Source organism: Namhaeicola litoreus, assembly GCF_042679565.1.
GTDB classification, from domain to species: domain Bacteria; phylum Bacteroidota; class Bacteroidia; order Flavobacteriales; family Flavobacteriaceae; genus Namhaeicola; species Namhaeicola litoreus.
This window is the reverse complement of sequence record NZ_JBHTMY010000004.1, coordinates 1-23,981: the sequence shown is the minus strand read 5'-3', so window position 1 is coordinate 23,981 and position 23,981 is coordinate 1. Positions and strand designations below refer to the sequence as shown.

The 23,981-nt window shown below is 33.8% G+C and carries 24 protein-coding genes and 1 tRNA gene; 2 read left to right on the top strand and 23 right to left on the bottom strand.

Going from position 1 to position 23,981, the window contains the following annotated elements; genetic code table 11:
• Positions 1 to 51 precede the first annotated feature (51 nt).
• Positions 52 to 124, top strand: a tRNA-Met gene (locus ACFQ39_RS14055).
• A gap of 103 nt (positions 125 to 227) precedes the next feature.
• Entirely contained in the window at positions 228 to 992 is a 765-nt protein-coding gene (locus ACFQ39_RS14050) for a hypothetical protein (protein ID WP_377180088.1), read from the top strand.
• Positions 993 to 1,068: 76 nt separating this feature from the next.
• Here ACFQ39_RS14050 and ACFQ39_RS14045 read toward each other — a convergent pair whose 3' ends face one another.
• The 23 genes from ACFQ39_RS14045 to ACFQ39_RS13935 form a co-directional block, all read right to left on the bottom strand.
• Positions 1,069 to 1,644, bottom strand: coding sequence for an electron transport complex protein RnfA (locus ACFQ39_RS14045; RefSeq protein ID WP_377180086.1), 576 nt, complete (start codon positions 1,642 to 1,644; stop codon positions 1,069 to 1,071).
• Between the two features lies 1 nt (position 1,645).
• Positions 1,646 to 2,251, bottom strand: coding sequence for an RnfABCDGE type electron transport complex subunit E (locus ACFQ39_RS14040; RefSeq protein ID WP_377180497.1), 606 nt, complete (start codon positions 2,249 to 2,251; stop codon positions 1,646 to 1,648).
• A 5-nt stretch (positions 2,252 to 2,256) separates the two neighbouring features.
• A complete protein-coding gene (locus tag ACFQ39_RS14035; RefSeq protein WP_377180084.1) occupies positions 2,257 to 2,853 on the bottom strand; it encodes an RnfABCDGE type electron transport complex subunit G in 597 nt (198 codons plus the stop codon).
• Between the two features lie 2 nt (positions 2,854 to 2,855).
• Positions 2,856 to 3,866, bottom strand: a complete 1,011-nt coding sequence (locus tag ACFQ39_RS14030) for an RnfABCDGE type electron transport complex subunit D (RefSeq protein WP_377180082.1) — start codon at positions 3,864 to 3,866, stop codon at positions 2,856 to 2,858.
• A gap of 2 nt (positions 3,867 to 3,868) precedes the next feature.
• Positions 3,869 to 5,197 (bottom strand): electron transport complex subunit RsxC, encoded by a 1,329-nt coding sequence (gene rsxC, locus ACFQ39_RS14025; protein ID WP_377180080.1) that lies wholly within the window; start codon positions 5,195 to 5,197, stop codon positions 3,869 to 3,871.
• Positions 5,190 to 6,083, bottom strand: a complete 894-nt coding sequence (locus ACFQ39_RS14020) for a Fe-S cluster domain-containing protein (protein WP_377180078.1) — start codon at positions 6,081 to 6,083, stop codon at positions 5,190 to 5,192. The genes rsxC and ACFQ39_RS14020 overlap by 8 nt, the downstream gene beginning before the upstream one ends.
• A 3-nt stretch (positions 6,084 to 6,086) precedes the next feature.
• Complete coding sequence (locus ACFQ39_RS14015) at positions 6,087 to 6,515, bottom strand: SoxR reducing system RseC family protein (protein ID WP_377180076.1); 429 nt, start codon at positions 6,513 to 6,515, stop codon at positions 6,087 to 6,089.
• A 475-nt stretch (positions 6,516 to 6,990) separates the two neighbouring features.
• On the bottom strand, positions 6,991 to 8,643 hold the full coding sequence (locus ACFQ39_RS14010; protein ID WP_377180074.1) for a M28 family peptidase: 1,653 nt from the start codon (positions 8,641 to 8,643) through the stop codon (positions 6,991 to 6,993).
• A 156-nt stretch (positions 8,644 to 8,799) separates the two neighbouring features.
• A complete protein-coding gene (locus ACFQ39_RS14005) occupies positions 8,800 to 9,822 on the bottom strand; it encodes a hypothetical protein (RefSeq protein ID WP_377180072.1) in 1,023 nt (340 codons plus the stop codon).
• Between the two features lie 122 nt (positions 9,823 to 9,944).
• Positions 9,945 to 11,252, bottom strand: a complete 1,308-nt coding sequence (locus ACFQ39_RS14000; RefSeq protein WP_377180070.1) for an alpha/beta hydrolase family protein — start codon at positions 11,250 to 11,252, stop codon at positions 9,945 to 9,947.
• 205 nt (positions 11,253 to 11,457) lie between these two features.
• Positions 11,458 to 12,657 (bottom strand): hypothetical protein, encoded by a 1,200-nt coding sequence (locus ACFQ39_RS13995; RefSeq protein ID WP_377180068.1) that lies wholly within the window; start codon positions 12,655 to 12,657, stop codon positions 11,458 to 11,460.
• Between the two features lie 159 nt (positions 12,658 to 12,816).
• Positions 12,817 to 13,707 carry an RES domain-containing protein gene (locus ACFQ39_RS13990; RefSeq protein ID WP_377180066.1) on the bottom strand — a complete coding sequence of 297 codons (891 nt, stop codon included), beginning with the start codon at positions 13,705 to 13,707 and terminating at the stop codon, positions 12,817 to 12,819.
• A 192-nt stretch (positions 13,708 to 13,899) separates the two neighbouring features.
• A complete protein-coding gene (locus tag ACFQ39_RS13985; RefSeq protein ID WP_377180064.1) occupies positions 13,900 to 15,783 on the bottom strand; it encodes a mucoidy inhibitor MuiA family protein in 1,884 nt (627 codons plus the stop codon).
• 249 nt (positions 15,784 to 16,032) lie between these two features.
• Positions 16,033 to 16,860, bottom strand: a complete 828-nt coding sequence (locus tag ACFQ39_RS13980) for a hypothetical protein (protein ID WP_377180062.1) — start codon at positions 16,858 to 16,860, stop codon at positions 16,033 to 16,035.
• 198 nt (positions 16,861 to 17,058) lie between these two features.
• Positions 17,059 to 17,946 (bottom strand): carboxypeptidase-like regulatory domain-containing protein, encoded by an 888-nt coding sequence (locus tag ACFQ39_RS13975; protein ID WP_377180061.1) that lies wholly within the window; start codon positions 17,944 to 17,946, stop codon positions 17,059 to 17,061.
• Positions 17,947 to 18,106: 160 nt separating this feature from the next.
• Positions 18,107 to 18,961 carry a hypothetical protein gene (locus tag ACFQ39_RS13970; protein WP_377180059.1) on the bottom strand — a complete coding sequence of 285 codons (855 nt, stop codon included), beginning with the start codon at positions 18,959 to 18,961 and terminating at the stop codon, positions 18,107 to 18,109.
• A gap of 237 nt (positions 18,962 to 19,198) precedes the next feature.
• Positions 19,199 to 19,894: a Bax inhibitor-1/YccA family protein gene (locus tag ACFQ39_RS13965; RefSeq protein WP_377180057.1), complete on the bottom strand. Its 696-nt coding sequence runs from the start codon at positions 19,892 to 19,894 to the stop codon at positions 19,199 to 19,201.
• Between the two features lie 16 nt (positions 19,895 to 19,910).
• Positions 19,911 to 20,441 carry a hypothetical protein gene (locus tag ACFQ39_RS13960; RefSeq protein ID WP_377180055.1) on the bottom strand — a complete coding sequence of 177 codons (531 nt, stop codon included), beginning with the start codon at positions 20,439 to 20,441 and terminating at the stop codon, positions 19,911 to 19,913.
• 154 nt (positions 20,442 to 20,595) lie between these two features.
• Entirely contained in the window at positions 20,596 to 21,048 is a 453-nt protein-coding gene (locus tag ACFQ39_RS13955) for a type II secretion system protein GspG (RefSeq protein WP_377180053.1), read from the bottom strand.
• A 153-nt stretch (positions 21,049 to 21,201) separates the two neighbouring features.
• Positions 21,202 to 21,627, bottom strand: coding sequence for a hypothetical protein (locus ACFQ39_RS13950; RefSeq protein WP_377180051.1), 426 nt, complete (start codon positions 21,625 to 21,627; stop codon positions 21,202 to 21,204).
• Between the two features lie 142 nt (positions 21,628 to 21,769).
• The gene (lepB, locus tag ACFQ39_RS13945) at positions 21,770 to 22,465 is read right to left on the bottom strand and encodes a signal peptidase I (protein WP_377180049.1); all 696 of its coding nucleotides are present in this window, start codon (positions 22,463 to 22,465) and stop codon (positions 21,770 to 21,772) included.
• 367 nt (positions 22,466 to 22,832) lie between these two features.
• Positions 22,833 to 23,120: a hypothetical protein gene (locus ACFQ39_RS13940; protein ID WP_377180046.1), complete on the bottom strand. Its 288-nt coding sequence runs from the start codon at positions 23,118 to 23,120 to the stop codon at positions 22,833 to 22,835.
• Positions 23,121 to 23,462: 342 nt separating this feature from the next.
• The gene (locus ACFQ39_RS13935) at positions 23,463 to 23,876 is read right to left on the bottom strand and encodes a hypothetical protein (RefSeq protein WP_377180044.1); all 414 of its coding nucleotides are present in this window, start codon (positions 23,874 to 23,876) and stop codon (positions 23,463 to 23,465) included.
• Between the last annotated feature and the right edge of the window lie 105 nt (positions 23,877 to 23,981).

Below are 23,981 nucleotides of genomic sequence, written 5' to 3'. Positions count from 1 at the left end.
CAAAAACACTTGCTTTCTATTATTTTTATTACGTATCTTTGCCGTCCATATCGCGGGATAGAGCAGTAGGTAGCTCGTTGGGCTCATAACCCAAAGGTCACAGGTTCGAGTCCTGTTCCCGCTACTATAAAGACCAATAAATATTCTATTGGTCTTTTTTTATACCCTTTTACGAATAAATTGCTAGCATAATTTTAAAAAATGTACTTTTATAAAAAAAAAACACTATGAAAAATATTCTATCTCGTTTAATTTTCCTTCTTATATCTGGAATATTCTTATTTTTTCAATCTTGCAGTAGCGATGGAACAGAAGATCTTTCGGGAAATGATCAAATTTTATCAAAGATAAGTATTGAAAAAAATACATGTACAAAAATTAATGATGGCGTTTTATTCTATGAAAAAGGCCATTATTTTGCCGGTGAACCTCTCAGTAATGGATTTGACGAATTTGGTTACAATTACCAAAGTCATCAATTTAAAGGTACATACGCCAATTTATATCTCGGTTTTGCCGGATTTCCTCCATACCAAGGAGATGATGAGGCATATCTAACCGAAAATCCAACAATTTTAAACAATAACTATATTATGACCTATTATTGGCCTTATAGAAAGGCTGAAGTCCATCAAAGTTGGAATGATGCCAGATGGTCAAATAAAGATTGTGATGGCGATGGTCTATTAGACAGACACTTTGGTTTTGAAAATTATCAGGGATCAGGGGCTTGGGAAACATTTACAGTGGTTGGTGAATATGAGGATGAAAATGGAAACACATGCGACTATAAATATAAATATACTTATGTGGCGCCCCCATTAGACGCCTATCAAAAGGATGGATCTTGGTATAATTCTGACGATGAATTGATTGGAAATGTTTTTTATTATTTAGCAGAAATCAAAGAAATAGCTCATGATCCTTGTGGTGGTTTAAATGGCGTTGTATTTAAAAGTCCGTTAGGTCCTGGTTTAGGAAAATTTAAATAATCCTTATCTTTCAAAAATTTAAAATGCCTCAAATGCAACAAGCAATTGAGGCATTTTATCTATAACCAACTAAAACCTAAACTAAACCTGTAAAGCCTAAAAATGCAAGAGAAAGCAAACCTGCTACAAGTAAATTGATAGGTACGCCTTTCAATCCATCAGGAATATTTGCCAACTCTAAATATTCGCGAATACTTGCAAATACAATAAGCGCTAAACCGAATCCAAGTGAATTAGAAAAGGCAAAGAAAACCGCTTTCAACAAACTAGCATTTTCCAAACCTAATGCCAGAATAGCCACACCAAGAACCGCACAATTCGTCGTTATCAATGGAAGAAATACACCCAAAGCCTGATAAAGTGGCGGACTAACTTTTTTCAATATGATCTCGACCATCTGAACCAAAGCAGCGATAACCAAAATGAATGTAATGGTGCGCAAATAATCTAAGCCGGCCGGAATCAAAATATAATTATGCAACAAATAGGTTACCGTAGTTGCTATGGTCATAACAAACAAAACAGCTCCAGACATACCAATAGATGTAGAGACTTTATTCGAAACACCCAAAAATGGACAGATTCCTAAAAATTGTGACAGTACAATGTTGTTGACAAATACCGCCGCTATGAGAATAATGATATAATCCATTTTAAACAGTTTTAACGGTTAGTTTATTAAATATCATTGCCAAATATGCCAAAGCAATAAAAGCGCCCGGAGGCAAAATAAATAAGATAAAAGTATTCGCATCTTCAGAAACGAATTTCATATCAAAGAGACTTCCATTTCCTAAAATTTCTCTTACCGCACCCAAAGCAGAAAGGGCAATAACAAAACCAAGCCCCATACCCAAAGCATCCAAAACAGATGATTTCAGATCATTTTTTGAAGCGAAAGCTTCGGCTCTTCCTAAAATCAAACAATTCACAACAATTAATGGTATAAAGATTCCTAATTGTTCATATAAAAATGGAATATACGCTTCTAATACCATCTCAACTATTGTTACAAAGGAGGCTATAATAATTATAAATGCCGGTATTCTCACTTTACTTGGTATTTGCGTTTTTACCATTGAAACAACTGTGTTTGACATCAACAAAACAAATAAAGTAGCAACACCCATCCCTAAACCATTAAAGGCAGATGAAGTTACCCCAAGCGTAGGGCACATTCCCAGCAACATTACAAACACTGGATTTTCTTTGACAATTCCTTTCAAGAAATTTTGCTTTTGATCTATCGTTTTAGCCATCATTTCTAATTCACAGATTGTTTTATCGATTCTTTATTCTTCATATACTCATCGAAAGCCATTTGCGTGGCTTCACTAAATGCTCTTGTGCTTATGGTAGCTCCGGTTAAAGCATCAACCTCTCCCCCATCTTTGGTAACTTTTAAATCAAAATTAGAGGGATTTTTACCTCGAAATTGCTTTAAAAATTTTTCATCTTTCATTTTAGTTCCTAAACCCGGTGTTTCTTTTTGTTCAAGTACGGCTATATTCTCAATAGATCCATCAGGCTTAAAACCAACCATTAATTTGACCAGACCGCTAAAACCTTTCTCTGATGACCCTGTAATTGCCGCGCCAACAAACTCATTTTCTTTAAAAGCAGGGTACATTTCAATGCTGTCCTTTACCTGTTCTGATTTAATTTTTAATACATCCGCAACTAAATTATTGTCGAAAACCGGTAATACCGTTTTGAGTGCATTGGTTTTTTTAAGCAACTTTGCCTTTTGTTTTGGCTCGAGGGTTAAATCGTTGATAAACCCCAAAGACAAGCCAGCGACGAGGGTAATGACAATTAACGACAATGCCATATTTAAAAATGAAGATTCCTTTTTACTCATAGCTACACAATTTTTACTTTAATTTTTGAACCAAATCTCCTTGGTTTAAAATATCTATTGATCAATGGCACAAAAGCATTCATGATTAAGATGGCAAATGATACACCCTCAGGATAAGCTCCAAATAAACGGATGACCACAGTGATCAACGCAATACCCATAGCAAAAATGACCATCCCTTTCTTTGTAACAGGGCTAGTTACTAAATCTGTGGCCATAAAAAATGCACCCAAAATAGCACCACCCGATAGAATATGAATTACCGGATTGGCGTAATGTTCCGGATCAATTCCCCAAAAAATCCCTGTCATTACGGCCATGGTTGCCAATATAACTACCGGGATATGCCAGGTAATTACCTTGCGTACAATAAGGTAAAATCCTCCTAATAACAAAGCAAGTGCACTCATTTCACCAATCGATCCTCCTGTAATTCCTAAAAACATATCTAAGCCTGAAGGCAAGCTCATTCCAATCTCGGTCATGGTTTGTCCGTATTGCAAACCTTCTTTGATAATGCCCAACGTTGTTGCGCCCGAAACCGCATCAGAAATACTCCAACTATTTTCTACAGCAGTAGGCCAAAGTGTCATTTGCACCGGAAAACAGATCAATAAAAAAACCCTGCCGACCAAAGCAGGATTAAATACATTGAACCCTAAACCTCCAAATGAAAGTTTAGCAATACCAATGGCGACTAAACTTCCTACCAAGACCATCCAAATTGGCAGACCGGCGGGCAAATTAAAAGCTAATAAAACCCCTGTGAGAAGTGCAGAACCATCAGAAATAGTCACATTTGTTTTTAATAGATACTTCTGAATTAAATACTCAAATAATATACACGATAATACGGCGAAAGCGGTTGTAATTAATGCATTAATTCCGAAAACATAAAGCGAAACTAAAAATGCCGGAACTAAGGCAATAATCACATCGTACATCAAGTTTTTTACACTTTTATCTGAATGTACGTGTGGTGAAGCAGATATAATAATTGGTGGACTATCCATACTTAATTTTTAGAAGATTCCAGTTTTTTTGTAATATTTTTTCCAAATCGGATATAATCCAAAAGTGGACGATGAGAAGGACAGATATAACTGCATGAACCACATTCTATGCATGTCATAATATCTTCTTGCGATGCTTTTTCATAAAATCCCTTTTCGGCAAGGTTCATCAATAAATGAGGTTCTAGCCCCATTGGACAAACCTCAACACATTGACCACAACGAACACAATTTTCCGGTTTACCCCTTTGCGCTTCATTTTCATGTATGACCAAAATACCTGAGGTCCCTTTGGTAACCGGTACATCGGTATTTTTGATGGCCTTACCCATCATAGGACCTCCATTTACAATTTTTCGAGTACCCTCTGGCAAACCTCCAACCTCTGCGATGAGATCACTAATCGGCGTACCTATTTTTACCCAAAAATTGGAAGGATCATTTAATTTCTTACCCGTAACGGTAACAACACGTTCTATTAAAGGTAAGTTGTGCTGTACCGCCTGATAAATGGCAAAAACTGTACCTACGTTGTTGACAACAACCCCTACATCGAGTGGTAAACCATTCTTAGGAACCTCTCTATTGAGCAAGGCTCTCACCAATTGTTTCTCACCTCCTTGTGGATATTTCACTTGTAATGCGGCAACTTGTATTTCTTTTTCTGTTGAGGTTAACCTTTTAAAGATATCTATTGCATCTCTTTTATTGTTTTCTATCCCGATGATCGCTTTGTGTACATGTAAAGCTTTCATCAATATTTTGATACCCACCAGAATTTCTTCTGCCTTTTCGAGCATTAGTCTATGGTCTGATGTTAGGTAGGGTTCGCATTCAACACCGTTAATAATCAGACAATCTATGGTCTTATCTGGCTTTACATTTAATTTAACATGCGAAGGAAATGTAGCCCCGCCTAAACCAACAATGCCATAATCTGAAATACGTTTTAGTAGTTCTTCGGCACTCAGTGTGATTTCTTTCTTTAAAGGAAATTCATTTTCCTGAAAATTCGATTCATCTTTTATATCAGTTCTAATGACAATACATTGTTTTTTATAACCACTACTATCAATAATCATATCTAGTTTGGTCACAGTTCCGGCAACAGGTGAATGGATGTTTGAGGATACAAAACCACCCGATTTGGCAATCACTTGTCCAATTTCTACTTTATCTTTTCTATCAACCACGATCTCAGCAGGTATCCCGATATGTTGGGCTATTGGCACATAAACTACCTTAGGTACAGGTAATCTTTTGATGCTTTTTGATGAAGTTAATTTATTTTCTGGGGGATGAATCCCTCCTTTTGGAAATGTCTTAAGCATCTGTTTTACTATTTATTAATTTTTCTTCTTCTGCAGGTTGAACAGGTACTTTTTTCTCTTTTTTAGGTGGAAAATTAGTCTCAATGATAGAATTTGTTGGGCAAACCGGTACACATTTTCTACAAAGCGTACAATATTTTGGATCTATATAGGCTAAATTATTAACCATTGTTATGGCATCTTTTGGACAAACTTCTTCGCATTTTGAACAACCGATACAAGCAACTGAACAGGCCTTTTTCGCAATTCCTCCCTTTTCCTCGTTTAGACAACCTACATATATTTTTAGATCCTTTTTGTTCTTAGGACGCATTTCGATAATATCTCTCGGACAAGCCTCTACACACATGCCGCAAGAGGTACATTTATCTGTAATCACGATGGGCAAGCCAGTAGATTCATCCATGAACATGGCGTCAAACTTACATACGGCAACGCAATCACCGTCGCCTAAACAACCGTATTGACAGTCTGTTTCTCCACTGTAAATCAAAGATGAAATGGCACAAGATTTTGGACCTTGGTATTCTGTGGTTTTTGGTCTTACTTCACAACTACCCTGACATCTTACAACAGCAACAGTCGGATCTTTTTCGGTCACTTCTTTACCCAAAGTTTCTGCTACCATTTTCATCACATCATTACCTCCAACGGGACAGAACAAATCGGAAATATCTTCAGTTACTACTAGTTTTTCTGCAAATGATTTACAACCCGGAAACCCACAACCTGCGCAATTCGCCGAAGGTAATAAATCTTCTACCTGGGCAATTAAAGGGTCTTCATACACATAGAACTTCTTGGAAACAACAAATAGTACAAATGCGATGACAGCCCCTAATGAAACCAGTAAAAGTGTGCTATATATAATAGAATCGGTTATCATTATCTATGCTTTTATGATTGAAATTTTAAAGTTTTTTTTGAAAGAATTCCTCGTCACATAAAGAATCAAATAATAGGGGATTAATATTGTTATGGACAGAATACCTGCCAACCATTCCGCTAAAAAAAATGAGGAAATCAGTAAAGTTAAAATCATGAGTAAAAAAGGAAAAACATAAGCCCAAAATACGGCCTGTAAGCCCAATTCCTTTTTTAACAACACATTGACTGTTTCATTTAGTTTAAAAGCCCCATCAGAAATGGGAACTTCAATTTCTTTTGAAGCGGAATCAGATACGCCACAAGTACCTTTTGCCCGGCAAGACTCACAATGAACATTTTCGCTCAATGAAACAATCAAAGAATGATCTGTCATCTTAGAAATAACACCCGAGTGGATAAATGAATTGGTATTTGATTGCGCTGAATCCATTAAAATTGGCTTTAATACTCTATTTCACCAGGTAAAATTACAATCTTCAATAGGCTTATTTTATGATTTATGTCAGGTGAAGTCTAGATCAAACCAATTTAAATTCAAGCTCATAACTTTATTAAAGTAAATGAAGCAAATCAAAAGTAAAATTAATCTCGAAGTATCATCAAAAATTACCAGATCATTTAAATAATTTCATAAAAAAACCTCGTAAAAACGAGGTTTGAAAAAAATATCTGACTAGCCGTGTAAAACTTTATAAAAATGAATTTTCAACACCTGGTATATATACTTTCTCAGCCTTATTAATTTGTTACCACTTGCTTAAAACACCAATATCTCGGGTTTTCTGGTAGAAAATGGGAATTGCAGGAGCAAGTGATAAATTCTTACATGCTATTAGCCTTTGGTTATTTTACTTTGATTTATTTGTTCAGAATTTTTCCTATCTAATTGTATAGAAGTTGAATATTTATTTTTTGAACTTTTTGAAAAAAGAATCCTCATTCCAAGTTGGTTTTTCTTCTGATACATTGATGAGGTAACTATTCATAAATTGTAATCTCACATAGGTTTTAGCAGCATCAAAATTAAATAGGTTATTTAATTCATCGGACGGTTTATGATAATGTTCTGCTGTAAACGCCTTTATAATAGAATCTAATCCGGTTTCAGAAGTTTCTGTTTTCAAACCATACTTCATTCGTAAGGCTGGTATTCCTTCCAAAACAAAATTTAAATTATCACTTCGTACAAACCTAACTTCCTCTGGAGCGTGGTCAGCATCAATAGTCAAATTCAACTGCTTAGCAGCTCTTTGAACCACATTCATTATGCTGCTTTGCTCTGCACCTAAAGGTTCAATGGATAATAAGGGTGCAATTAAGGTTGGCATATCGGTATTGACATTTGCAATGATTTTTTGTTGCTCCACCGGAGGATTTACAGCAAGGTATTTAGATCCTAACAAACCCATTTCTTCGGCAGTTACCGCAGCAAAAATTACTGAGCGTTTTGGTTTGGAAGGTAAGTTGCTGTATAATCTGGCAATTTCCAACATAGCACTAACACCGGATGCATTATCGTGTGCGCCATTATAAATTGAATCTCCAGCGATAGGTTTACCTATACCAATATGATCTAAATGAGCCGTATGCACAATATACTCCTCTTTTAGGTCGGCACCTTCTAAAAGTCCTACAACGTTGGCGCTTTCAATTTCTTTGAAACTTGTAACTACTTTTCCTTTTAATTGCTGGGTATTTGTTGGCTGCGGCAATGCTGCTCCATTTTCACTGTACGCTTTCCAATTTTCCGAAGTCAATCCGGTAAGTTCTAATAAAAAGGACCAATCTACAAAGCCACCGAATTTTAGATTTTCACCAAAATCAGTTCTTCCTGAAGCTTTACCATCGGGCATGATAACACTATTCGTTCCTTTTTGCGAAACGTTTTCGTAAGCGCCTTCAAAACTACCTCTTCCGTCTGGAGTGATCGCAAATAAAACGCCTGTGGCACCTAACTTGTCAAGAGTTTCTATTTTGGTATTTGTATTGCCTAAATAGGCTCTTTCGCTTGCTGGTAATGAAGTTGGTGCACCATTAAAAACGACAACAATTTTACCCTTTACATCAAGATTTTCAAAGTCGTTAAAGCCATATTCCGGAGCTAATACGCCATAACCTGCAATGACAAGTTCTGCTGAAAATTCGTTTTCTTTTTCATTGGCATTACCAAGATAAAAATATTCGCTGCCAACTTTCAAGGTATCTCGATTGTTTAAAATTAAATAAGATTGGTCCTTGTTTACCAAAGAATATCTTAATGTCAATGTTTGATAAAAAGTGCTTCCCTCCTTGTCGCCTAAAGGCTTAAGCCCAAATTTTTTATATTGACTAGCAACATAGACCATTGCTTTGTCATATTCAGGAGTTCCTGGAAGTCTACCTTTTAGACTATCATCTGCAAGCACCGCAATATGATGTCTAATATCAATAGGGTTTACAGATTCTGAAAATTTAGCCAAGTTTTCGTCATTAAATATGGTTTCCTTTCTACAACTAGTGAAAAGAATGATACTTAAAAAAGGAATCAGGTAAAGATTATTGCTGAATAAATTTTTCATTCTTGATTTTTTTATTTGTTATTCAAACTATCGATTGGTGAAGGGTTATTTACGCGGTTAACTGTTAAATCTTCAAAAACATATCTCATAAAAATTTCCAAGGATTTTGCTTCGCCAGTTCGCTGCCCTCGAAAAGTACGTTTAAAATGAAATTACTTATATCACTTGCTTTAAGGCATTCTTTATTCTATCCTTAAATTCATTTTTTTTGTCAATGTGAAACGCCAAATTCTTGTATTTTCTTTTTCTTCCATAAAGTCCGGACAACGTATTTTCTTCTTTTAAACGGATAACAATATTATGGCTTTCTAACTCTCCCAGAAATGATAGTTTCCTTGTTTCTTTGTTGAATTCTATATCTTTTGATGTAATTTCAATGCTGTCTATATCCTCTAATTTAATTGTTGTTTCCGCCATAATTCCATACCTCAGAAACAGCTGATCATTTTCGATGGATATAGGCCTCTTGTACATGGATTTTAAAAACCCGAAAAGCTGAACCCCAGAATAAATGCTTAAAAATGTCAAAATCCAAGCAGCAATGCTGCTCCATTTTGAAAGTAAAACATGAAATACCACGGTTTCAATTGCTACTATGAATATTATTGCAATAAGTAATGATATTGTTCCGGTGTCTCTGTGATAGGAAAATTCATTTTCTTTCAATTTTCTTATCCTCCAATACAGAAAACCATAATAAAAAACTGCAATTTCCGTAACCACAGGGAATACCGCAATTTTAGGAAGGATTTCATCGCAAGTATTCTTTAAAGTCGTGAAAAAATCAAACGATTCTGTTTTGTTTAACTTGTAGCGTTTTATTCCTTTTCTAACATTGTAGATCACAAATGAGAGAATTGATAATTCCAAGATTGGAAAACCCCAAGTTTTAAAAAGGTTGAGATAATATTGATTTTCTGTAGGAAGTATAAGTGTGCAAGTGACTAAACCTACAATTAAAAAAGGGACAACAGTTGTTTTTGGAATTTTAGTATTCCTGATCAGCAAGAAGTAAACCAAAGGAACTGTTAATAGCAAATCAAACGTTATTCCAATTGATATTTCATTCGGATTATTTACGAACATCGAAGATTTAGCAAGGATTACCATCAGTGCTATAATGAACATTGGTAACCCAAATATGATTAGGCTTTTTTGAATGGTTATTGCTTTGTTCATATTGATCTTTTAATGACTTAACATGATGGGCATATCAAAAATAGGTGATTTCGCTGCACCAGGCTTTCTTTTTAATATCATTTTTCATTTATGCTAGAGTCCATGGTTCTGCCTAATATTGACTATTTTGTATATGCATTGGTAGAAACAGTATTAATCCAATTTTCTATAGTTGTTAAATAATCAGGATGCAATTTGGACCAATAAGGGAAATCACTTTCCCCAACGTAATACATTGAATGAGAGCCCCCTTCTAACAAAACTATTTTAAAATTATCGTTATCTGCCTTTAACAGTGCCTCAGAAATCGTTTCATGACTATCTGTAGGAATTATTTCATCTTTTGTTCCCTGAATAATCAGCAGTGGTTGCTTTGTGTTTTCAAAGTACGGTATGGGACTATAAAGAAGTTTTTTATCTGTTTTGACTTCATCCAGGTTTGGCACCCATACATTGGGAAACCACGAATTTGACTTTTCATTATTTATCGCCATTTCCAAATCTGCTCGAGATAGTTTACCTGCTATAAATTCAAAAACCTTTCGTTGAAATTTACTTGCATCATCAATTTCATTTCCGATCACGCTTGCATTCCTATTTCTCCAATAATTTAAATCACTATCTAGTAATGAAACTCCGGGACAACTTGCGACAATCCCATATTTTAAATGCTTCAATTCACTTAAGATGTATGGTATTTTAGTAGCTCCTTGACTACTACCTTTTATCCCTATTTCATTAAGTGGAATTCCAGTCTTCTTAGAAAAATATTCTATAGCTGTGAGATCATCCGAGATTAGTTCTTCAATTGTTGCAATATTCCAATCACCCTCAGAATTTCCAGTCCCTCTTTTGTCATAATGAAATGTTGTAAATCCCATTTGTGCAAATAGTTTAGCTTCTGCACGTGAAGCACTTCGATCTGAATTTCCAGAAGAAGTTACAATGACAAGGGTTTTTCTGCTATTGCTATTAGGATACCAAATCGTTCCATTTAAAGAAAATCCATTGGATTTAAACCTAATCTCCTCACTTTTTGGAGAAGTGCTATGATCTAATAGTTCTTTTTCTAATGTGTAGTGCGTTATTATTGTGTCAATAGTAAGTGAGCCCTTAAGTTTGCTGTAATTATCAATCCATTTGTTCCTAAAAGCGTAAGTGTAAAAATCGCTTTGTAACTTAAAATTTATTGAATCTCCGTTTACCTCAACATTTTGAAACGGAATTCGATTGGCATTTTGCTCTAAACTCGTAAAGAAAACATTGAAACTTAAAGAATCGTATTCTATTTCAAATAGAATCTTGTCGGAAAAGTTTCCATGTTTAAATGTTCCATTAAAACTCCCTGTCTTTTCATTTTTTTTAATTTCCGAATTGGGGTTACATGACAATATTCCAAATAATATGAATATGACTATTATTCTATTCATGCTATTTTTTTTCTAAATTGTTGTGTATGGTTTCTGTTGTAGAAAAACTAAGTTAGCAAAAAAGTAAGGAAGACACAGTATTTCGTTACAAAACCAAAATCAACCTTTAAACGACATTGACTATTCACAATGTTGGGCATCGTTTATTTTGTTAATTTATCAACGAAATGATCGACCTCTACAATTTAAAAATCATTCTTGATGATTATTGTTGACCTAATAATTTGGCTGGAGTCAACTCCGGAATGATAACTAGGATGTCGTAACCCTTGATGGCTCTAATTAAATTGATATTATCTATTTTTAGCTTATCGCGTTCTATCATTTTACGAATAGGTTCTAGATCAAACATATACCATTCTTCACCCTCTGTAATATTAAAAAATGGTTTTAGGTAACTTAGATAAAATCCACTTTCCGTATCTACTGGATTAGGAGGAAATGATTTAAAAATGGAACCTGTCATTCCACTTTCACCTACAATCATCATGTGGAAAGATTCTTGATAATTACTTTTGGTAATATTTGCCACCATGTTTCCCACATCATAAACCGTAAGAAAGCTTTCTCCTCTGGTCATGTGATTAGCTCCGTATTTAAATAAGTTTTTAGAATCTTTCCATATGGGATAATCTTTCATCAATTGGTTTAGAATCAACTTTATTCTTAAACTATGATTTTGCTCTTTATAAATAGTAATTGACTTTTTCATGTCTGCGATGATTTGATTCTCGGTTTCACTTAAGTCTAATTGTTCAAGTTGAGCAAGATCTTCACCGAAATTGGGCGTCATAAAATACATGGTCATTGGGTTTTTGGTGACCTTGTGAAATTTCTCCAAATACAACTTGGACTGCTCCATTATTTTGGTATAGATTATTTTGGCCTTTGCATTTGTGGTCGTAGTTATCATGTCTTGAAATATCAATTGGTCAGCGAACATAACCACCTGATCTGACCCCAATATTTTTGTGCCTAAATTGGACAAGTGATGCAATAGATCATATTCAGGTTGAAAGGAATAAAAAGAAAATAACTCACCATATTTATTATTAAATGCCTGACGTTGTTCCTCTGTATATTCTGTTAATGATTTCTCAATTATCCTCGTACTATATGGATCTACCTCGATGTAGAAATTATCAAAAGAGGTAACGTCACTTAATGATTTAACGAACAAAGGAATTTCATTGGAAAAATGATCTTCTCCTATTAGTATATTTCTTCTAGTAATTACCTTTTCTTTTATAAAATCCCAACCTTCGCCGCTAAATTGCTTGTTTTCTAATTTGAATATTTTATGATTTTTATAAATAACGTCTAGTAAAAGACTGTCTTGAGCTAGTAAATATTGCGACCAACAACAGAGTAGCAGGGCAACATGCAGTATTTTTAATATTTTCATGGTATGTTCATTTAAATTATGCCCAACGGTCTCGGCTATGATTTCGTTGTGGAATCATCCGCAGGATTATTCCGCCGAAATCCAGCCGTTTGATTTATACTTTTACTTTGATGTGGCACAAAACCACAATGAATTATAGCCATTGTTGCCATTAGTGTTTTATTCCCAAATTAATTCGTCAGTTCCTTTAAGTTTACCTTCTCTAATTATTCCTTTCGTCAATTTTCCTTCATCGAATCTGAAATTGTAACACGTTATTGAAAGACACTTTACAAATTCCAATTTGTCCAATGACTCTGGAAATAAAGCTACATTTTCTGCTCTATATTTATGGGCGACACTTGGATATAGAATTCCATCAAATTTGACCCTCGATAAGTCGTTCACGTTTTTTATATAATCTGAAAAAAAAGATGAAATTTTATAGTCATTTGGACTTTTAATTTCTGATTTAGCGAATTGCTCCGCAAAAAATTCGGAAATCAGTTTAGAGCCTTTTTTTATCTTTTCACTCGAAAGCTGTTCAGCTATAAGTTTGTCGCTTAACTGATTTGCTTTTTGTATGTCTGGTCGATTGTTTTGTGCTAATTCGCTGTCAACAATTGGGACAAGTCTTATTTTTTGATTGTCTTTAACTTTCCAAACTCCCATAGTGAAGTTTTGTGGCTCAAAACGCTGATTTTCTTTGAGGTTTTGGCAACTCTCAAAGAGTGCTAAATCTCCCTCATTTGAACCATAAAATACTGCTTGATTTTCGTTGTTCGCTCTTCCAAATGGTGTTCCCTCTGCTGGTCTTAATCCAATCTTTTTTAACGATTCAAAGGGTTTGTCAAATGTATTATTTAAGTTTCTCCTAACTCTAAAAAGATGATATCTGCTGTCCCATTTTACCTCACCAAAATTAATTATAGGAAAATAGTCATTGATTTTGTCCCGAAGTTCTGCAACAGAAATTTTACTCAAGTCCATTGAATTCAATTCGGCAATTCGTTTTTCCAAAATTTCTAATTCGGGAAATCTGCTTTCTAATTGTTTTTCAAGGTCTGTCATACATTAATGGCAACGGTTATGGTTATGATTTCGGCGCGATTAAGTCTTTGCGTTTGAGCGGCAAGCTGACGAGTTACTATTGTGCTGCGAAAATGCAAAATTAGTTTTGCTCGCTACCTTAATTTTTATTGATTTCTAATTTTTCTACTTTGCTCAAAAACGCGCTGAATTATAACCAGTGTTGTGCATAGTTTACTCAATAACCAAGTTCCTGTTTTTTGGATACTTTACCGAATATTTCAAGTCGAGATCTATTTCTTCGCTTGGATCCAGATCAAGACTCCAGCTTATCTCTCCTGAATTGTCATTAATTTTAGCCTTAGACTTTTCCAGTAGCTCCACTTTGATCTCGTCCATGCGAGATACGGGTACCTGATCGAGGACCAGCATATTGATTCTTTCTGCTTTATTGTTCCTCACGCTAATACGATATTCCCTCAGTTCTTCTTTCTTCGTTCCTACGAACTTTTTGGAGGAAAAATCAGATGTCCTTTCCCTTTTGACTTGTACATTTTTATCTATGCCAAGGGAAATTTCAAGCGTGTCAGATGCATATCTGGTATCGAGAATTGTTTTCCCCACAAAAGTGTTTTCAAAGAAAATATTGGCCTCTCCTTCCAACAAATGGTATTTCTGCCAATCGGTTATACTGGCCAGCAAGAAAGCCTCATTCTGGATCTTGGGCACGCTGTAGTATTGATAATCCGCAGGCAGGTCATAGCGCACCATGTCCACACTGAAGCTTTGGTTGTCGGAGTTTACCGTGTAAGGCTGGTCAATGGCAAAATCAACCGAGGTCTGATTTTCTACCTGCAGAAGTGGAATTTCTTCGGATTCATTCACTTCTAACTCCTGCATGCTGACCCCCGATGCCTTTCCTCTAAGTTTGGAGGACACCCGGGAATCATTACCGCTCGAATAACCCATCACGACGACTTCTTCCAGAGCGTTAGCGCTTTCCTCCAGATAAATGTTCTGGACAGCGGAATTGACCGGTACCGATTTGGTTTCAAATCCGACAAATGAAAATTCTAAAATGCTCGATTCGTTCGGAACCGATAGGGAAAAGAATCCATCAAAATCAGTAGACGTTCCAATAGTGGTACCTTTAACGATGACGCTCGTCCCAGGCAGGGGAAGACGGTCAGAATCGGCGTAAACATGACCTGATACTTCATTGATAGCTTTGTCATATCTTGGCGGTGACGAATAGTAGTCCAGGAAATAGGTTTTCAATTGTGGGGCAACACCCGAAACACTTGGGTTGGCGGATGAGAATTTCAGTTTGACGTCTTGCCAATCGATCTTAGTGTCTTGTCTGACATTCGCCTTGTAAACTACTTTGATGGGTTCGTTCACATTTTTGGCACGGATGTCATAGGATGGATACCAGCTGGCATTGTCTACAAGGTAGGTCAGCTCCAGATTTGGTGAAGTCGACATTTTGGATTCGATTTTCACGTGTACCTCACCCTTGGCGAAGATCTTGCTACTGCTCAAGTTATTGATTTGATCTTCGATATCCTGTTTTTCCCAGTTGATCTTTTCGATTTTTTCCTTTCTTTCAATTTCGGCCATTTTGAGCTCGGTCATTTTTTGACCGTAATAGTTCGTGGCTGATTGCAAGTTTCCAACATCAACGGCCTGGTTTTTCCCCCCAATGTTCTTATTCTCTTTGAGAAAATCAATTTCCTCGCTGATCACTTCCAGATAGGCCTTTTCCTTAAGTAGTTCCTTTTTTACCAACTCAAGCTTGCCTTCTAAATCGACCAGGGCATCGGATTTTTCCAATTTGTCGACGAAGTTCTGATGGTGATTCACAGAAAGAACAGTCACATCTCCCATGGCCTTAATCTGGACGCTTTTAGAGCGAATGAAAGGAGACAAGTCGGTAAACTTCAACAGATGGGTTCCGGGTTGCAGCTGAACTTTCTTTTTTCTTGTGATCTGCGCCCCGTCTAGGTATACGGTGACCTCGTCTACTCTGGATTTTATTTCTTTTTCTTTTATCGATTCCTGGGCATTTGAAAAGGAAACGGTCAATACCGCAATAAGGATGGAAAAGGTTTTTCTCATGTTCAATTTTATATAATTAAATGATCTTGTTTAAATTATGCACAACGGTTTAGGCTATGATTTCGTTGTGGACTTGACAGTTTTGTATGGCGTGAGTTTGGCTGTGCCGAAAGCTGACCGCACCAACATGTGAGGCACAATTAGGCAGACATACAAAACTGAATTTAACATTTTTCATAGCTTTATTAATGTTTCTTTTGATTCTAATTTATCTTTTAAACGATAAACCACAATGAATTATAGCCTGTGTTAGCGGTAGTTTTTTTCATATCGAATTCTATATGTTTTAATCAAATTTTCCAATTTTTTTGGGGTAATATTGAAATCATCTGTTTTGATTTTTTCATAACCCTCATTATATTCATAAATTAGAAAAGTTGTTGATCTTTTACCCGAAATTTCATAAATAATTTCTTCTCCTTTAATTTCTTTCCAACTCTTAAAATCTGTTTGAATCGTTTTGATACCTTTATTGTCAATAATAATTTGAGGTTCCGTATTTGTTGCCTGTTTATATTCCTTAATAGCAACTGAACCACCAATAATAGTAAAAAGAGTTCCAATGATATAACTGTCGGATGCTAGGATTAAATATATTCCAAAACCAAAACAAAACAACATACTACCCATTTCAATTAAGTTAGTAGTCTTTGAATAATAAATTGTGGTTGACATTGGAATTGAAAAGTCCTCTTTATGGATATCTTTTTTTAGAAACTTCTTATTTAATTCTTTTAGCTTGTGTTTGTCATTTGATGTCCTAATTTCGGTTTTCTCAAACCAATTACCATCTTCCCAAATGAGTTTTTCTTGAATTGCTCGCTTCTTTAATTCATGAACATTTCTAACATTTTCAAATGCCCATAATCTCCATTTGGTGATCATAAAGCTCCATATAATCCAAGAAACTACAAATCCAACAACAAAACTTACAAGAATACTCCAATTTGGAATTATTTTTAAATATGAAAAATAAATAGCTAGTACTGGAATTCCTAAAATAGCTATGAAAACAGGTACATTGACAATTAAATGTCCTCGTTTAATAGCTTTATCTACTGATATATTTTCTTTCATTAGGTTAAATTACCGCTAACGGTTATGGTTATGATTTCGGCGCGATTAAGTCTTTGCGTTTGAGCGGCAAGCTGACGAGTTACAATTGTGCCGCGAAAATGCAAAAATAGTTTTGCTCGCTACCTTAATTTTTATTGATTTCTAAATGTTTCTAACTTGTAAAATGCGCGCTGAATTATAACCAGTGTTGTGCTGCGTTTATATAACACTTTTATAATATAATTTATACCCAATCCCGAAGCTTAACTCATTAAAAGAATTCAATTTATAATATTTAAGGAACATCAAAAATCGTTTGTAACTTCCTTGAATTTTACCTTGATACTCAATATTATCTTTATAAATTGAAATTTTGCCTACTAATTCTGGATATAGGGGTCTTCCTAATGTAGTTCCAAATCCAATTAATAATCCAGAAGAATTATACTTAGTTTCAGTATTTAAACTATTGAATTCTAAATGACTGTACCCTGCTATTAAACTGATTCTCGATAGATTAAAGTCAGTCTCAAATGAATAACTTTTGCTATCTAATTTGTCTGCAAATTCAAAATGTCGATAACTCGCTCTAAAGTCAATATCAAAATCGCAATTAGATATTGGATGTTTAAATTCTAGGCTACCTTCTTGGAAAATATTTTCTTCTGAATTTGTCTGATAACTGTAACTAGCTGCTAATACTCCTCCAAAAAATATATAAGGTGAGGATATATCAATTTGTCCGCCAATAGGATTATTAATTAGACCTGACTGTCCATAGATTTTAATTTCATCTGCATCAAAAAAATCTTTGTTACAATCCCATTTTGTTTCTACAATAATTTCATTTTCTCTTTCGAGTTTGTACTCTTGGTTTACCATTCCAACAAAAGAAAAAACTAAAGTTGCGTTAGGATCTGACACCTCAAATTCAAAGTGACCATCTAAGTCCGTTTCAGTTCCATTTTTTGTTCCCTTTTCAATAATTATTACTCCAGGTATTAAATCTTTGTCTGTTTTAGATTTTACAACTCCAGAGATTTTGAATTGACTCCAACCTAAAATTGGAATTAAAAGAAAGACTAATAAGAAATAATTTTTAATCAAATTTTTCTGGTAAATGCTGCACAACGGTCTCGCATAACCGTCAGTTACGGATTTATATGTCTTACTTTTCGGTTAAGAACTGGCGTTAGCAATTCCCAGTGGATTCGGACGTAGTCGAATCCGCCGTAATTGCGGTTATACATTGTTAGCAAACGTTTTTTTATTTCCATTTTGTTCTTAACTCAGTTCCGATTGGGAACTTTTTTGGTGTAAAATCATACATATAGGTCATTCCAAAACTTCTGTTAGTCAAAACAGAATCGACCTCGATAAAAAACTCGCCATCTTTTGTTTCCAAGGTCAGCCTATTATTCATTCTGTCATTTTTTCCTTTGTCCAATTCTATTAACCAAGAGATATTTTCTTCATCGTTTGGGTCAACAACTTTTTTGATGTATTTAATTTTCGCAGATACAGGTTCTTTTAAAAAATAACTTTGCCATTTTTCAGGTATTTGTTTTAAATCAAATTCAGACGTAATTGAATCTTTGGTTTTTCTAACTAAATACATTCCACTCGTTTTTGGTTCTAAACCACTATTTATATAGTCCGCAAATCGGATATAGTCATTTTCTTTTTCCAAACTCCAACCAAAATCAAAGAATTCTGAAAACAGATATTCATTATTTTCCCATTTTATAACTTGAAATTCCGTTTTGATTTTTAATGAGTCAATTCCATAATTTATTTTGGTTGTTTTCGGTTTTGATTCCATATCCTCAGGATATTCAATAAATTCAATTCTTTCGGGATTCAAGGTCAGTTTCAGACTGTCCATTTTATATGTTCCGAATACTTTTTTCCTTTCTCCGCCACCAAAGCAACTGAATAGATAATTTTCGGTAATAAAACGTCCATTACTTAATAAGTCCAGTTTTAGCCCATTATTAAATCCGTTATACCCATATCTCAGTGTGTCTATTTTCTGCGAATCAAATTCTTGGTCATTCGATTTGGTTTTATTATTCGAACAACTAAAAATGAAAATCAATATGAGAATTTGAATATATTTCACGGTTTTTATCAAATGTTTGCTAACGGTTTAGGCTATGATTTCGTTGTGGATTAGACAGTTTTGTATGGCGTGAGCTGGGCTGTGCCGAAAGCTGACCGCACCAACTTATGAGGCACAATTGGGCAGGCATACAAAACTGTGTAGACCACTTTTCATAGCTTGATTAATGTTTCTTTTATTCTTAATTTATTTTCTGAGCAACAAGCCACAATGAATTATAGCCTGTGTTAGCAACAGTTATTTTCTTCTTCCAAAAATTCTAAGTAGATATAAGAACAGATTGATAAAGTCCAAATATAGGGTTAATGCTCCCATAATTGCTTCCTTTTTATCTTCGTCTGTTCCTTCATTACCAATAATATTGTATTCCTTTATCTTTTGTGTATCATAAGCTGTTAATCCAACAAAAATGAGAATTCCAGCATAAGTGGTAATCCAATATACCGTTTCACTATAGAAAAGTAAATTAAAAAGTGAGGCAATAATTAAACCGATTAACGCCATAAAAGTCAAATTTCCAATTGAGGTTAAATCACGCTTAGTATAATATCCATAGGCACTCATTATTCCAAATGTTCCGGCTGTAATAAAAAATGTTGATGCGATCGACTCACTTGTAAATCTCAGAAATATTAACGCCATTGTTAATCCATTCAGTATTGAGTAGCTTATAAATATAGATGTGGCTACTATAGAAGATATCTTTTCGATTATTGAAACTAGATAAATTACACATAGTATTTCAGAAACTAATAAACCATAGAATACATACCGATTTCCAAAGATTAATTCTACTAATTCTGGTGTAGTAGAAACCCAGTAAGAAACAAGTCCTGTAATAATTAATGCACCAGTCATCCAGAAATAAACTTTGGTAATAAAATTGGCTTGTTCAATGGTGATTTGATCTTTTGTTTGTTGAGTTGAATTCATATTCTATAGGTATGATTTAATTTGAAATTAGCGAATACAATAAAATGAAAAGTATAAAGGAATTGAATATCCAGATGTTTAAATAAGTATTATTAGTGATTTGTTTTTTAGAACTAAAAATATAAACACTTACGCCAAGTGAAATGAGAAACACCAAATGAAAATACTTTATTACACCATTTAAATTTGAGATTAGATATTTTGAATAATCTCTTTTTTCAGTTTTTATAGATGTTACAGTTTTAAATAATAAAGTATGTTTCAATTTTATTTTGTTTCCCTGAACGTATTTGTCTTCAAGGGCAAATTTCAAATTTCTCTTCGTAACATATTTAAAACCTCTAGAATGACCTTTAATATTTTTTAATCTTCTAAAACTTGTTATTTCATCTGACATTTCTTCTCCAGAAGTTAAATAGAAGTCAAGGAAGTTGATTGTAGATAGAATTATTAATGGAATTGATATAATTACAAAAACTTTTTTTGGGTTTTTCTTTGTAAAATGTATAATACCTAGAACTTGTTTTTCTAAAAACTCTTCAATCATTAAATTATGTAGATTCTAATTGTTGCTAACGGTTTGGGTATGAGCAGTAGCTCCCCCCTAATGTTGATTCTGTTTTATTTGTTTGTTCTTACTTTGATTTTCGTTGTATTTCGAATTAAAGCTATTGCTTATACCCGTTGTTGTAGCAAGTAATTTAACTTTCAATATCATCTTCATTTCCTAATTCTCCATCTTTACCTTTCGATAAAAGAACATAATTTAACCCATTAGTCAAAGACTCATAATGAAATTCATTTCCCCAAGAATCCAAAGTGATATTCTTTCGTAGTGGGTTGTTTCTAATAATCATTTTTAGCTCTTTTGGATATTTACCTGTATGCTTCTTATTTTCTTCCAGCAAAATCTGGATTTCGTTCATTTTCCGTTTGGTTTCATTTTCATAGCGATCTGAAATATAGATTCCACCAACAACTAATTTAACTACTACTGCTAATACCAAAGTAAAAAGTACAACTTTTGTTAATGGGTGAACTAATACCTTTTTTGGCAAATTATTCTCCTTTTCATACTTTCTTCGTTCCTTTTTCTTTTTCCAAAACTGAAAGTCAGATACTAATTCCAATAAGTAACTTAGTACTTCACTCATGCGGAGTTTTATTTGCTACAACGGTTTTGTTTATGATTAGTTGCTACGTTTAACAACTAAATTTTTCCTTTAAATTTTTGGTTTGTTTTGTATTGAATTTCTCTGGCCACAATTCAGCTAGCAATTAATTATAAACAGTGTTGTGGGTAGTGCTTACAAATTCACAATATCTACAGATTTACTGTCAAGTTCTTCCTCGGTAGAATAAATTGTTTCAATTATTAATTGACAATTTTCTAAATCAAAACGTGTATTAATTTCTTGAAAGTATTCCACGTAATCTGAGTAATTAATTAATATTGAATCATTTTCCGTTTTACTTTCAACTATAAACCAAACGTGATTTTCATTTTCCTTAATGTCCATTACAGACGAATACTTTATATCATTCAGTTTTATGCTTTCAAGGGCTACAATAGTATCTTTTTTTAATGATCTAACTTTTTCAATTTCTTTCTTGTATTCGACTGTTCTTTTCAACTCATTTAAAGGACAATCTTTTCCATTTTCAATTCCTCCAATTTGGGGATTGTTAAATCCAATTAAAAACAATATGCTGAATAGAATTATATATTTCATCGCATTACCCACAACGGTCTCGGCTATTAACAGTTGGGGATTTTTGCCCTAACTTTTCAGTTAAGCACTGACCTTTGTTATATGTTTATACTTTCGTTTTATCACTTTCGCCCCAATTGTTTATAGCCATTGTTGTAACACGTTAATTTTGAATCACAACGCCGACTAAATCATTTTCATCAATTAATCCAATATATCTTGAATCATTAGAATTATCTCTATTATCTCCTAAAACAAAGAATTTACCTTTTGGAATTATAATTTCTCCAAAATTATCTTTATTCCAATCTCTTTTAAAGGTTTTTTTGATTTCGTTTGAAACTTCATTTTTAGGAGTAATATCTCTCTTATTCTGAACTCCATATTTAATAGCGATTTTGTCTTTTAAATTAATTAAATACAAATCTTTTTCAATCAAATTGTTGATTGTAACTTCCGTAATTTGATTATCTACTTTTAATTTTTTGAATTCATTTTTATTAATTCTATAAAAATGCATTAAATCAATACTTTTGTCAAAATTCTCCCCATTTACATACAAAATTCCATTGTCTATTAAGATAGTATCTGTTTCTTTTGCAACCAATCGATGAATCCAGACTCCGTGACCAAACATTTCATCATTACGTTCGAAACAAATAAAATTCCCTCTTTTGGGGGTAATTAAGTTGGTGACAAACATTTTAGAATTTATTTTCAATCCTGGCTCATTGGCAGATGTTGGATTGTGATATAATTTCAAAAAACCAAATTGACCTAAAAAGGCATATAATAATAAGAATGAAGTTAGTACAATTAATATTACTCTCATTTTCTTATTTAGACTTCTTACTATCATCAAATTTTGTTATCTCTTGTTTGCTCCTCTTTAAATATCGACTCTATGGATAATTTTGATAATCATCTTTTTTGAAATTCTATAAATATTTAAATTAATAGAATAAACCAATCTCGATTTTCCGTGATATGAGAATGTGTTACAACGGTTATGGTTATGATTTCGGCGCGATTAATTGTTTGCGTTTGAGCGGCAAGCTGACGAGTTACTATTGTGCCGCGAAAATGCAAAAATAGTTTTGCTCGCTACCTTAATTTTTATTGATTTTTTGATGTTTATACCTTGCAAAATGCGCGCTGAATTATAACCAGTGTTGTAAATACGTTGCGAGACATTTGTGTAAGCACGTTCAGTTTTGTTTCCGTTTTCAAATATTCTCTGTTATATAAAAGTCAATTGCAAAATGTAAAAGATAAATTATTGCAAATAGACTAATTATCCAATTGTACTTTTTAATAAAAATCCGAGAAACATAATAAAGTCCGATAAAAAATATTCCAATTATCGGTGGAAATACTAAGGGAATAAATCCTCCGTGACCAGAACTTGGCGATAAATCAGTTGACATTGCGATAATCCACGAAATCATCATTCCAGCCAGAATTCCGATAATATTATTATTCGGTTTGTCTATCAGGTTAATTAATTTTTCCATTCAGAGTTTTGCTTTTTTTCAATCCGAAAACTTGCTGAAATTCCGATTCAATATTTAGTTTTTAAAATCTGTTTTATTATATTAAAAATTCAGTTTAAATGAATTTCGGTTTTTTCAGAGCAATTATTTACAACGGTTATGGTTATGATTGCGGCGCGATTAAGTCTTTGCGTTTGAGCGGCAAGCTGACGAGTTTCAATTGTGCCGCGAAAATGCAAAAATAGTTTTGCTCGCTACCTTGATTTTTCTTGATTTCTTGATGTTTCTACTTTGCAAAATGCGCGCTGAATTATAACCAGTGTTGTAGCATGTAATTTTCCGTTATTATTATCATTCCTTTTTCTAAATTAATCGACTTGGTTTTGATTGATAAATTATCCAGTCGATTATTCCAAGTACTCCAAAGAACACAAAAATTTGTATCAATTGCGTTACATTCCAGTCAATTGCTTTCACATGATTTCCGCTTCTGGTTATTGCATTACTTATTACCATTATTAAACTTGTAAGAATGTAGATTGTAAAGAGTCCAAAAGTCAGCCCCCAGAGAATTTTATTATTTCTTATAATTTGAATTAATAAGATAATTGCAGGAATTAAGTAGAGTGTTATGTTAGCTATTCCTAATGACGTTTCAGAATTTGGGTTTTTTATTATTCCATTCCAATTTATAAAAGTCCATAATATTAGTCCTATTCCAAATAACACTCTTTGAATTAAATCTTTAGCTAATATTACTTTAATTTTCCTTATCAAACTGTATGTTTATTTTATATGCTACAACGGTTATGGTTATGATTAGTTGTTGACTTGGCAGTTTTGTTGAAGCTTTGAGTGCGAGTGTGCCGACATCTTACCGCA